The organism is Roseofilum sp. KMC-1 (assembly GCF_057802075.1).
The window spans coordinates 2,076,998-2,089,952 of the sequence record NZ_CM173605.1 but is presented as its reverse complement, the minus strand read 5'-3'; the positions used below and the strand labels follow the sequence as shown (position 1 = coordinate 2,089,952).

The 12,955-nt window shown below is 45.4% G+C and carries 7 protein-coding genes; 6 read left to right on the top strand and 1 reads right to left on the bottom strand.

Annotation, left to right across the window (positions count from 1 at the left end):
• The first annotated feature begins 263 nt into the window (after nt 1–263).
• The 3 genes from AC3FZD_RS09625 to AC3FZD_RS09615 all read left to right on the top strand — a co-directional run bounded on the left by AC3FZD_RS09625 (nt 264) and on the right by AC3FZD_RS09615 (nt 5,512).
• Nucleotides 264–1,712 carry a HAMP domain-containing methyl-accepting chemotaxis protein gene (locus tag AC3FZD_RS09625; protein ID WP_488739922.1) on the top strand — a complete coding sequence of 483 codons (1,449 nt, stop codon included), beginning with the start codon at nt 264–266 and terminating at the stop codon, nt 1,710–1,712.
• 62 nt (nt 1,713–1,774) lie between these two features.
• Nucleotides 1,775–4,273 carry an MASE1 domain-containing protein gene (locus tag AC3FZD_RS09620; RefSeq protein ID WP_488739921.1) on the top strand — a complete coding sequence of 833 codons (2,499 nt, stop codon included), beginning with the start codon at nt 1,775–1,777 and terminating at the stop codon, nt 4,271–4,273.
• Nucleotides 4,274–4,282: 9 nt separating this feature from the next.
• Nucleotides 4,283–5,512: a hybrid sensor histidine kinase/response regulator gene (locus tag AC3FZD_RS09615; protein ID WP_488739920.1), complete on the top strand. Its 1,230-nt coding sequence runs from the start codon at nt 4,283–4,285 to the stop codon at nt 5,510–5,512.
• Between the two features lie 2 nt (nt 5,513–5,514).
• Here AC3FZD_RS09615 and AC3FZD_RS09610 read toward each other — a convergent pair whose 3' ends face one another.
• Nucleotides 5,515–6,546: a FecR family protein gene (locus AC3FZD_RS09610; protein ID WP_488739919.1), complete on the bottom strand. Its 1,032-nt coding sequence runs from the start codon at nt 6,544–6,546 to the stop codon at nt 5,515–5,517.
• A gap of 100 nt (nt 6,547–6,646) precedes the next feature.
• On the opposite strand from AC3FZD_RS09610, the gene AC3FZD_RS09605 reads away from it, so the two are divergent.
• From AC3FZD_RS09605 to acs, 3 genes are all read left to right on the top strand, one after another.
• A complete protein-coding gene (locus tag AC3FZD_RS09605) occupies nt 6,647–9,511 on the top strand; it encodes a CHAT domain-containing protein (protein WP_488739918.1) in 2,865 nt (954 codons plus the stop codon).
• Nucleotides 9,512–9,606: 95 nt separating this feature from the next.
• Complete coding sequence (locus AC3FZD_RS09600; protein WP_488739917.1) at nt 9,607–10,809, top strand: hypothetical protein; 1,203 nt, start codon at nt 9,607–9,609, stop codon at nt 10,807–10,809.
• 91 nt (nt 10,810–10,900) lie between these two features.
• Entirely contained in the window at nt 10,901–12,871 is a 1,971-nt protein-coding gene (gene acs / locus AC3FZD_RS09595) for an acetate--CoA ligase (RefSeq protein WP_488739916.1), read from the top strand.
• Nucleotides 12,872–12,955: the final 84 nt, after the last annotated feature.

The window sequence follows — 12,955 nt, the reverse complement described above, 5'->3', positions numbered from 1 at the left end:
TAGTTTATAATTAGACTGACTTTAGACTCAAATAATTTAACTTGTTTTTGGGGCTACAGATCGGATAATGTCAGATTAAAACCCCTCCTTTTATCGAGTTTAATCCATGGGTTGGTAAAGTCAATTAAAATTCACTGCATAGCAGGGAAAATATGTAATCTTGTTAACTTTTATTAGAAAAACTCAAGGGGCTAAAATCTACCTGATTAGACTAGGAACTGCTGTTATAGAGCTACAAACCATATCCCATAGGAGGTTCCATTATGAAGCTAGGTCAAAAGTTATACTTAGGATTTGGAATTCCCTTAATTACCTTATGTATCGTAGGATTTTATGCCATTTATTCTTTTAATCGAATTAATTATCGCATTGGAACGATTTACGACGATCGTGTGATTCCCTTATCTCAACTCAAACGAGTCTCTGACGAATATGCCATCCGCATTATCGATGCAGTAAATAAGGCCAATGCTAACCAAATCTCCTGGGCACAAGCCTTAGTTTCCGTCCAAGAAGCCCAGGTACAAATTGATAAAAATTGGCAAGAATATACCCAAACCGCTTTAACCTATGAGGAAAAAATTTTAGCTCAGGAAATTGAAAGTCTATTTGCTCAAGCTCAACCGGAAATTAAAAATCTAGAACAAGTCTTAAGAACTGGCGATCGCACCACATTAGATCGTCTTGATGGAGAACTTTATTTAGTCATCGACCCGATCGCACAAAGAATCGATCGGTTAACCGACTTACAACTGACAGTAGCAGGTGAAGAACGAAAAATAGCCAGTAATATTTACCAAGAAACCCTCTGGGTTTTTATTCCCCTCTTGATTGGCGCAATTTTGGTCGGTTCTCCCGTAGGATTTATCATTATTCGCCGAGGAATTACGGCTGCATTACAAGAAGTGATCGAAGTGATTGCCGTATCCTCTCGTGAAATTGACTCCATTGCCGCAGAACAAGAAAGAATTATCAGTCAACAGGCAGCTTCTGTGCATCAAACCACAGTCTCAATTGATGAATTGAGTCAAACGGCCAAAAAATCCGCAAAACAGGCGCAATCAACCGTTAGTAATGCCACCCATGCTCTGCAACTGAGTGAAGCAGGTAACCAAACCGCAGAACATACACTCGAAGACATCAACACTTTAAAGCAACAAGTGAATCGGATGTCCACCAAAATTACAGAACTCAAGCAACATGCCCAAGAAATTGCCAGTATTTCCGAATTGGTGAGTAATTTAGGCAACCAAACTAATATGTTAGCCCTAAATGCGGCAGTAGAAGCAGTTCGAGCTGGAGAATATGGGAGTGGCTTTGGTGTAGTGGCAACAGAAATCCGGAAACTCGCCGATCAAAGTCGAGATTCGGCTGTAAAAATTAACGATCTAGTCAATGAAATTCAACGGGCGATCGGGGATACGGTGATTATTGCCGATCGGGGTAAAGTTACGGTTGAAAATAGCAGTAAAACCCTAAAAAGTACAGCAGACTCCTTTTTAGGGGTTACCCAATCTATCCAGGAAGTTTTTATTAACAATCAAGAAACTTTCTTAAGTGCCCAACAACAGCAACAGGCGATCGCCCAAATCTTACAAGCCATTAACGAACTCAATAGTGCAGCTAAAATTAGTGCTAATGGCATCAGTCAGCTAAAATTAGGTACTGAGCAATTAAAAATTGCCGCTGAACACTTAAAACTTATGGTTTAATTCAATCAATCGGAAAATTTATGTCCAATAAAATAGAATCTAAATCAAAAATTTCAAACCTTGTGCATACAGCTATAGCGATCGTTCTAGTTGCTATAACCTATGGCATGTTCGCTCTAATTGCTCGAAAAACAGCCGCATTTTCTGAGGACTTCACCCTGATTTGGCCCTCATCCGGTGTTGCCGTTGCAGCCGTTTATCTCCTTGGTAATCCTATGATTATTGGGGTTTTTTTAGGGACATTTTTGACGGATATTCTGTTCCGGATAGGTCAGATTGATTTCCTCTCCTCTAAAGATTTATTGCTGTATTTGATAATCTGGCTTGGGGTAGTCTTAAACTCTTGGTTAGGTGCTTTATTATTGCGTAAAACCCTGACCAATCGCCACCCCTTTTATCGAATTTCAGATGTTTTAAAATTTTTGATCTTGGCAGGAATGCTATCACCTCTTGTCAGTACCACCCTGGGCATAGCCTCTCTTTATTGGCAGCATAAAATACCCAACCAAGTCTATGGAGGACTCTTTTTTTCTTGGTGGATGACAGAAGTTGCGGGTATATTCGTCATTGCTCCATTACTGTTATGTTTAGCCCATGCCATTGAGCTAAACCAACGGACAGTCAGAAAATGGTTACGCATTCGTAACTTTGAGGATTTTAAAAGACAAATTAGCCAATTTTTAGATCGGGCAAATTTACCAAAAAATATCGAAGGCTTTATTTTACTGGTGTTAATTTCCTGGGTGAGCAAAATCACATTTTGGGGAGGGTATCCCATTGAATATGTGCTGATTCCTTTGCTGACTTGGTGTGCATTTCGTTTTGGACAACTGGCAAGCACATTTTTAATAGTGCTGGTTTCTGCCAATGCGGTGATGGCAACAGCACAAGGGTTAGGAGTTTTTGCACGAGAAAATGCTAATGAATCCCTGATTTTGTTGCAATCCTTTATTACGGTAATTGTATTTACCTTATTAGTTCTAATGGCAGCGATCGCTGAACGCTCCCAAGCCGAAGATCAATTACGATCGGCCCTCAATCGCCTCGCTCAAACCAATGAAGAATTAGAAGATCGGGTTAAAGAACGCACTGCGGAACTAGAGATAGCCAAGGAAAGAGCGGAAGTGGCAAACCAAGCCAAAAGCACTTTTATTGCCAATATGAGTCATGAATTACGCTCTCCCCTCAATGGAATTCTCGGATATGCTCAGATTCTACAACGCGATCGCGATACCTCTGCCAAACACAAGGATGGATTGGCCATCATTTATCAATGCGGCTCCCATTTGTTAACTCTGATTAACGATATCTTAGACCTGTCCAAAATTGAAGCCCAAAAGCTAGAACTCTATCCGACTGATTTTAATTTCCAGAAATTTCTGCAAACGGTAGTAGACATTTGTCGCATTCGAGCCGAACAAAAAGAAATCGGCTTTGTTTATCATCCTTCCCCCCTCCTACCTCTAGCTGTTCGTGCCGATGAAAAACGTCTGCGTCAAGTGCTGATTAATTTGCTCGGAAATGCGGTTAAATTCACCGATGAGGGACAAGTGAGGTTTACCGTCACCGAGCAACCTAGACGAGATTCAGCAACCCCCCAACCCATGCATTGGATTCGGTTTGAGGTGGACGATACAGGGGTGGGGATGGACAGCGAACAACTGGAAAAAATCTTTCTCGCTTTCGAGCAAGTAGGCGATCGCGCCCGTCAAGATCAAGGAACGGGACTCGGATTAGCCATTACACGCCAACTGGTAGAGATGATGGGAGGAACCATTCAAGTTGCCAGTATCCCCGGAAAAGGCAGTCGCTTTTGGTTTAATCTCGAACTTCCTGAAGCCGAAGATTGGCAAATTTTGGGCACAACTCCCTTGCAAATCTTTCCTTCTGGGTATACTCTAATCTCTGAGAATTCCCGTAATCTGCCCCTAAAGTTACTGATTGTAGACGATCGCCCAGAAAATCGGTTAGTCTTGCTGGATTGGCTCAAACCCATCGGTTTTGCGATCGCCGAAGCCGAAAATGGTCAACAAGGCTGGGAGAGAGCCATACAATACCTACCTGATTTAATTATTACCGATCTCGCCATGCCCGTTATGGATGGTTTTCAAATGACACAAAAGTTACGAGCCTCCGAAACCTTAAGCCAAATTCCCATTATCGCTTCTTCTGCCAGTGTGTTTAACTTCGATCGCCAGCAAAGTCAAGCTGTCGGATGTGATAACTTTCTCCCGAAACCGGTACAACCCGAAGAACTGCTCGACCAATTACAGCAATACCTAGAAATTGAATGGGAATATAGCCCCCAAGAAACCCTTGAAGCTGTTCATGATTTCCAAGATTTAGACGATAAAGAAAACTTGATTATGCCGCCAGCAAGTGAACTGATTGTCCTTCGGAATGCCACCCTAGAAGGCTATATTGCTGGCATTGAGTCAGAAGCAATACGAATTAAAAATTTAGACCCCCAATATCAGGCTTTTGCTTATCGCATCCTGCAATTGGCTAAAGACTTTAATGACGAAAAAATCCTAGAGGTTATCGATACCGATCGATTTTAAGTTAAATCCATGAAAACTGTACAATCTGCCTCCATATTAATTGTTGATGATAACCCAACTAACCTAAAGGTTTTATTAGATCTTCTACAACAAGTTAATTACAAAGTGACCATCGCTAAAAGTGGAGAAAATGCCCTCAGCAAAGCCACGCGCAATCAACCCGATCTGATTTTATTAGATGTACTGATGCCAGGAATCGATGGTTTTGAAACCTGTCGCCGCCTCAAGGCGAATAAAAAAACCCAAAATATTCCCGTGATTTTTATGACTGCTCTTTCAGAAACAATTAATAAAGTTAAAGGGTTGCAACTTGGAGCAGTTGACTATATTACTAAACCCTTCGAGCATGACGAAGTATTAGCCCGGATTAAAGTTCATCTCGATCTTAAAGCGGCTCAACTACAACTCATTCAAGAATTTGGACAATCCACCTTGGGAGAATTAGTAGCAGGTATTGCCCATGAAATTAATAATCCTGTTAATTTTGTCTATGGAAATCTAGCCTATGCCAGTCAATATCATCAAGAAGTAATGCATCTTTTAGATCTGTATGAAAATCACTACCCCGATCCCCATCCTGAAATTAAAGATTGGCAAGAAAAAATAGATTTATCTTTTCTGAAACAAGATTATTTTAAGTTATTAGATTCAATGAATCAGGGAGCAGAAAGAATTAAATCTGCTGTGATTGCCTTGCGAACATTTTCGAGGCTCGATCAATCAGAATACAAGGCTGTTAACCTCCATGAAGGGATTGAAAGTATTTTTAAGCTCATTGAACATCGATTACAGCCAAAACCTTATAGACCGGCGATTAACGTGGTGAAAAATTATCATGATTTACCCTTGATTCGCTGTTATTGTGCCCAACTCAATCAAGTCTTTATGAATCTATTGATTAATGGAGTTGATGCCATTGATGCTAAATTTTCTGCCCCACAGCAAAACGGAGACAATAATCAGACTCCCCAATTGAGCATAACAACCTCTCTTGAGGAGCATGACAACCGCAGATATGCCCAGATTCAGATTGCTGATAATGGGGTAGGGATGTCAGAAGCTGTACAACAGCGTATGTTTGAGCAGTTTTTCACGACGAAAACCCTGGGTAAAGGAACGGGGTTAGGGTTGGCGATCGCCCGTCAAATCATTGAAGAGAATCACCAAGGAACCATTACTTGCCAGTCAGAACGAGGCAAGAAAACTGAATTTACCCTCCTCATTCCCTATCCGGATTAAGCTTAATCTCTGAGATCCACATTCAAAATATAGCGTCGATCGCGCACAGAAGGGGCACGCAGAACAATCCGCACGCGATCGCCAGAACGAACTCGAACCCTAAATTTACCCTCAGCATCAGTCGGCACTTCCCGGTTATTCACATACACAATATCCATCGGATCGGCTTGGGCCAAAATGATCGCTCCACTACCAACCCTGGAGATACTCCTTACCCTCAAAGTCGATACAGAAGGCATAATTTCTTCTATCGTTGGCGGTCGATCCGGATTAATCACCGAGTAATATCCCGGGTTAACCAACTCTTCCCGACCTTGACTAAATACGCCCACTTGACCCTTAATCGTCGAAATTGACGTTTTACCATCCGGGCCCACATTCACCCCAAAAGAAGTCCCTCGCACCCCAGCAACCCCGGCCGGAGTCCTTACCCGTACCGGAGCATCTTCCGTAGAATTGGATTGGGCGATATCTAGGCTCTTTAATCCCGTAATTTGCTCCTCAGTTTCTCCTAATAAACGCTCCGGATTACTCACCCAGGCCGCAATTGAAAATCTGGCTCGTCCTATAGCAATATAAAATCCCGTAATCGGTCGATTTCCCCCTTCCAGGGTATCCACTTGAAATGTCGTTTGTGGAGCTAATTCTACTAACCCAATTTGATTATCAATTCGCAATCTCGCCGTTGAATCCTTCCCCGTAATAATCTCATCCTCAGCATTGAGCAATCGATCTCCTACACGAGCCGGACGACCATTAAACAAAACCGTACCGTTAATTTCTTCCACCGTAACCGATCGCACCCTTGGCGCTTGCGCCACGGGGGAACTTAGAGATTCACCTATTCCAGGTAAATCTTGGTTATACTCAACAGTAGATTCAGGGTGCAACGTTACAGATACCGGATCGGGCGGTTCCACGGAACTTGCCGAGCTGTGTTGAGTCCAAAAACTAGAACTTAGAAGACTCAAAAACAATCCTACTCGGAGCAGAGTAGGAAACATTTGAGGAATATAGGAATCAAACAGCTTCATTTTTTAAGAGGGTGCTTTCAATTAAATTTTGTTTGCTTGTTCAGTCTTCCTGATGCCAATCAGGATTATTTTTCCCTGTAAGATTGCAACAGATTAAACTATGAATTGGCGATCGCCCTTTGTCCCCTTATCGCACATTAACTATCGCTTACCTCTCATGGGCTTGATTCTTTTCAGCCTAGGAGGAGCCATGGGAAAACCATCTTTCCCCGTCGAGTCTAGCCAGAATTTACAGCCCTCTGAGCGGATTACCCCTTTATCCAGGGTGACGACTCTAAGCAAAACCATTGAGCCAAATTCTCCAGACTCCATCTTTCAACAGGCCCTAGAATGGTATCAACAAGGAACAGCAGGAGGATTTGAACAAGCCATTCCCCTGCTGAAAACGGCTTACCAATTGTATCAAGAACAGGGCCAAGTACAGCGATCGGCACTCAGTGGTTTACTTTTAGGCATTGTCTATAAAAATTTAGGACAATTAGAACCCTCTTTAGGCTATGTGCAACAGGCTTTAGCCTTTTATGAGCAAACAACCGATGCCGTGGGAATGGCGGATAGTTTGAACCAAATGGGTTTAATTTATCAAATTCAGACGGATATGGATCGGGCGCTTAATGCTTATCGTCAGGCGCTACAACACTATCAACAGGCTAAAGATCGCGGAGGTGAAGCCTATACATTTAATAATATCGGTGTGGTTTACGATCGCCTCGGTCAGTATCAGCAAGCTTTAGATTACTATAATCGCGCCCTTCCCCTCTGGCGCGAGGTAGAAGACGGCTATGGAGAAGCCGCGACATTGAATAATATTGGGGTTATTTACGATCATTTGGGGGATTATGACCAATCCTTACCCGCCTATGAACAAGCGCTTGTTACCTATCGTACCCTCAAGGATAAGTTGGGGATGGCCCGGACTTTGAATAATATGGGCTTGTATTATGATGCGGTGGAATTACCCCAACAGGCACTCACCTATTATGAACGGGCACTACCCTTGTGGTCAGAAGTGGGCGATCGCCCCGGTGAAGCCAGTACCCTAAATAATGTGGGTTATGTGTATGCCAATCGGGGAGACTGGGAAAAAGCCATGAATTATTATCAACAAGCTATACCCTTATGGGAGCAAGTCGGCGATCGCAAAGGTAAGGCCAGTACCCTCAATAATATCGGTTATGTCCATGCCAATCAGGGCAAACTCGAACAAGCCCTAGACTATTATCAACAAGCTCTCACCATTCGGCAAGCCATTAGCGATCGCCCCAAAGAAGCCCTCAGTCTGTATCGCATCGCCCAAGTGCAACAGCAACAAGGAAAGTTAGAAGAAGCCTTAAAAACCCTCAAACCAGCCATCTCGATTATCGAAGATCTGCGCCTTCATCTAGCCAGTCAAGAATTACGCACCAGCTTTTTTGCCTCCAAACAGGACTATTACGAATTTTACATCGATCTGCTCATGCAACTACACCAGCAGTTTCCTCAACAAGGCTATGATGCCCAAGCCTTACAAGTGAGCGAACAAGCAAGAGCCAGGTCATTATTAGATATTCTCGCCGAAGCTTCTGGAGATGTGAGTGCCGGAGTTAACCCCACCCTCTTAGAGCAGAAAAAAAGCCTGCAACAGCAACTGAATCTTCAAGAAGAGCGCCGAATTCAGATTCTCAGTCGCTCCCATACCCAACAAGAAGCTGAGACAATTGACGCAGACATCAAAAGGCTTCTCGACCAATACCGAGCCGTCCAAGCCCTAATTCGCGTCTCTAGTCCCCGCTACGCCGCCCTCACCCAACCCCAACCCCTCACCCTAGAGGAGATCCAAACCCAAGTTCTCGACCCGGATACCCTACTGTTAGAATACTTTTTAGGCAAAGAAAGAAGTTACCTGTGGCTCGTCAGCTCTACGGAGATTAAAACCTATGAACTCCCTGGACGAGAAACCCTAGAACAAAGCGCCCGTCAGTTTCGAGATGCCCTCACCATTCCCACCCAAAGGATACGCCGCAAGGTAATGGAAGAAGCAGCATCTGCCCTCAGCCAGCAGATTTTGGGGCCAGTAGCCGATCAATTAGGGGATAAGCGATTGGCGATCGCCGCCCATGGAGCCTTACAATATGTACCTTTTGCTGCGCTTGCTGTTCCCAATCTCCAGAAATATACGCCCCTAATTGCCGATCATGAACTGGTTCATCTGCCCTCCGCTTCCACAGTAGCGATCCTAAGACAAGAAACCCAAGGACGCAAACGCGCCCCCAAAACCCTAGCCGTACTTGCCGATCCAGTATTTGGGCAAAATGATGGCCGAGTCAGTAGCAGCAGCACGCGCAAGGGGCAACCCCTACCCCCTGATTTAGAGCGATCGGCCAAAGAATCCGGTGTCTTATTTGACCGCCTCCCCTACACCCAACAGGAAGCCGAAAGCATTTTAGACCTCGTTCCTCCCCCAGAGCGTCTCCAAGGCTTTGGATTTAGCGCCAGTCGGGAGTTAGCCACCAGTAATCAACTCGCCCAATATCAAATTATTCACTTTGCCACCCATGGGTTAATGAATAGCACCAACCCTGCCCTCTCTGGCTTAGTCTTTTCCTTAGTCAATCCGGATGGCGAACCCCTGAATGGATTCCTCAGACTCCATGATATTTTTAACTTAAACCTCCCCAGTGAATTAGTCGTTTTAAGTGCCTGCGAAACCGGTTTAGGGCAAAATATCCAAGGAGAAGGATTAATCGGCTTAACACGAGGATTTATGTATGCAGGTTCTCCCCGTTTAGTGGTCAGTTTATGGAGCGTCGATGACCAAGCCACCGCCCAATTAATGATTGACTTTTACCAAACCTTATTAGGAGAAGGAAAATCCCCCAGTCAGGCTTTGCGAGAAGCGCAATTAGAAATGTGGGAAAACTCCCCCTGGTGGCAACCCTATTATTGGGCAGCATTTACCCTGCAAGGAGAATGGCGGCAAGATTAAGCTCCGACCTTTAAGAAAAAATGCTCAATTGTTCTTGGTCAATGATTCGGTTAAAATAGGTTAGCTTGATTGCAATATCTTCTGGATCGCCTATCATGTCTCGACCGATTGCCTATCTGGCCCAAGGTAAACTTTATCTCCAAGAGGCTGAGAATCAATTTCGGGAAATCAAGAGTGAATTTGGCCAATCGATTCAACGCCAGCGCTTACAGATTCAGCGCCGAAATGCTTGGAAAGATAGGGGAATTCGTTCGATGATCATGTCTCCCCAAGCCAGGACTCAGTTGGAACAACAGGCGGAAGCCGTGGTTCCAGTTATGATGAGTAGTATGTGTAATTCGGGAGAGGGTAAGTTATTTTACGCAATAGAAACAGGGGATATGGCTGCCTTATTTCGGTTCGATCCCAAGAGTGATCGCGAAGATCGGTTATTTCATAATGCCGATTTTCAGATTAGCCATTTAGATTATAGTGCCCAACAAGATTTGATTGCCTGCACCAAAGCTTACCCCACAGGGATTATTAATATTGCTACCCTCTCGCCTAATAGCGTGCGTCCCCATGACATCACAGAAGGGGATTCCATTGATTTAGCCCCACACTGGATACCGAATCAAAAAGCTTTGGTTTATCAATCTGCTGGAGTGAGTCGAAATGGGGATGGATTTGTGATCGATCGCGCTCCTTTTTCGATTGAAAAGTTGGATTTTAATCAACAGAGTTTAAGCACTTTAGCTCAAGATCCCAAATCTGATTTTTTAGGGCCTCAAATCGGTTCTGATGGCTTACTCTATTATATTCGTCGTCCCTATCATTCTTTTCATCGTTCTTTTAATATCGGGCAATTTTTGAAAGATTTGCTATTAATCCCTTTTCGCTTGGCCTATGCCATTTTCCAATTTTTTAATTTCTTTACCCAAAGCTTTACAGGTAAGCCATTAATCGCTGCGGGAACACAACAAAAGGTAGAACCAAAGCGAATGCGGATCTGGGGAGATTGGTTAACATTGGATCGCCTCCCCAAGCAACATGCGGAAGATCAGGATGCACCAGCCTTGGTTCCTCCGAGTTGGGAGTTAGTACGCCAGGGAACTCAGGGATTGCCAGAGGTTTTAGCAACCAGTGTTTTGGCGTATGATTTGGCCGCTGATGGTACAGTAGCTTATAGCAATGGTAGTGGGATTTATCTGTTGTTGCCTCAAGGAGAACGGCAACGGGTGGCGATCGCTCATCAAATTGAAGCGGTGCGGTTTCTGTCCAGGGAACAGCAGGAAGAATCTTCCTCAAGAGAGCCGTAAATCTTAAACTTAATGAAACTCAACCTCTATTGGGGTGATTCTGGATTACAAAGAGTGAATAGACTTTTACGATAAGATTCACCGACCTAGCATGTCACAACCAACCATTGAATCAATCCTCAAAGAAAAACGTCAATTTCACCCCTCAGCAGAATTTGCCGAAAATGCCCAGATTAAAAGCTTGCAAGAGTATCAGCAGCTCTGTGAAAAAGCCAAAGCTGACCCCCAAGGGTTCTGGGCAGAACTGGCAGAACAGGAATTAGATTGGTTTGAGAAATGGGATCAAGTCCTGGACTGGCAACCTCCCTTTGCCAAGTGGTTTGTGGGTGGAAAAATTAATATTTCTTATAATTGCCTCGATCGCCACCTGAAAACCTGGCGCAAAAATAAAGCCGCCCTCATTTGGGAAGGAGAACCGGGAGACTCCCGCACCCTCACCTACGCCCAACTGCATCGGGAAGTCTGCCAAATGGCCAATGTACTCAAACAGTTAGGGGTGCAAAAAGGCGATCGCGTCGGCATCTACATGCCCATGATCCCCGAAGCGGCGATCGCCCTCTTAGCCTGTGCCCGCATTGGCGCACCCCATACCGTCATTTTTGGCGGATTTAGTGCCGAAGCCCTCAAAGATCGCCTTCTAGACGCAGAAGCCAAACTCGTGATCACCGCCGATGGCGGATGGCGCAAAGATAGCATTGTACCCCTGAAACTCCAGGTAGATAAGGCGATCGCCGATAATGCCGTCCCCTCCGTCGATAACGTGCTAGTCGTCCAACGCACCAAACAACAAGTTCACATGGAACCCGGTCGCGACCACTGGTGGCACGACCTACAAGCCGGAGTCTCCGCCCATTGTCCAGCCGAACCCATGGACAGCGAAGACATGCTCTTCATCCTCTACACCTCCGGAACCACCGGCAAACCCAAAGGAGTCGTTCACACCACCGGCGGCTATAACCTCTATACCCACATGACCCTCAAATGGGCCTTTGACCTGCAAGAGACCGACGTTTATTGGTGTACCGCCGATGTCGGCTGGATTACCGGCCACAGCTATATTGTCTATGGCCCCCTCTCCAATGGAGCCACCACCGTCATGTACGAAGGGGCCCCCCGTAACTCTAATCCCGGTTGCTTCTGGGATGTGGTCGAAAAATATGGCGTAACCATCTTCTATACCGCGCCTACCGCCATTCGCGCCTTCATCAAAATGGGAGAACATCACCCCAACGCCCGCGACCTCTCCTCCCTGCGGATTTTAGGCACAGTCGGCGAACCCATTAACCCAGAGGCTTGGATGTGGTATCACCGCATTATCGGCCATGAAAAATGCCCCATCGTCGATACCTGGTGGCAAACGGAAACCGGCGGATTTATGCTCACTCCCCTACCCGGAGCGATTCCCACCAAACCCGGTTCAGCCACCCTACCCTTCCCCGGTATTTTGGCGGATGTCGTAGACCTAGAAGGCAACCCGGTAGAGGATAATCAGGGGGGCTATTTGGTGGTGCGTCATCCTTGGCCGAGTATGATGCGAACCGTTTATGGCGATCCGGATCGCTTCCGTCGCACCTATTGGGAACATATTCCCCCCAAAGATGGCCAATATCTCTATTTTGCTGGGGATGGAGCGCGTAAAGATGAGGATGGCTATTACTGGGTCATGGGACGGGTTGATGATGTGGTGAATGTATCTGGACACCGGTTAGGAACCATGGAAATTGAATCCGCCCTCGTTTCCCATCCCTCCGTTGCTGAAGCCGCCGTTGTGGGTAAACCGGATGAACTCAAAGGGGAAGAAATTGTTGCCTTTGTGACTCTAGAAGGAACCTATAGTGGTTCAGAAGCCTTAGAAAAAGAGTTAAAGCAGCATGTGGTGGCTGAAATTGGGGCCCTCGCTCGTCCCAGTGAGATCCGCTTTACCGATGCTCTGCCGAAGACGCGATCGGGTAAAATTATGCGTCGTCTGCTGCGCTCTCTTGCTGGAGGCCAAGAAATTGTGGGCGATACCTCCACCCTAGAAGACCGCAGCGTACTCGATAAACTGCGCGAAGACTCTTAACCGCAGTGCCGCGACTGCCCTAAAATGCCGATGGACGAGAGGAGTGCGAGCGTCTCGCTCGCTAGAGAAAAGCCGTTTCAGCGA

Coding starts and splice junctions, on each gene's coding strand:
- AC3FZD_RS09625 (WP_488739922.1), top strand. CDS start 264: ATGAAGCTAGGTCAAAAGTTATACTTAGGATTTGGAATTCCCTTAATT.
- AC3FZD_RS09615 (WP_488739920.1), top strand. CDS start 4,283: ATGAAAACTGTACAATCTGCCTCCATATTAATTGTTGATGATAACCCA.
- AC3FZD_RS09610 (WP_488739919.1), bottom strand. CDS start 6,546: ATGAAGCTGTTTGATTCCTATATTCCTCAAATGTTTCCTACTCTGCTC.
- AC3FZD_RS09605 (WP_488739918.1), top strand. CDS start 6,647: ATGAATTGGCGATCGCCCTTTGTCCCCTTATCGCACATTAACTATCGC.
- AC3FZD_RS09600 (WP_488739917.1), top strand. CDS start 9,607: ATGTCTCGACCGATTGCCTATCTGGCCCAAGGTAAACTTTATCTCCAA.
- acs (WP_488739916.1), top strand. CDS start 10,901: ATGTCACAACCAACCATTGAATCAATCCTCAAAGAAAAACGTCAATTT.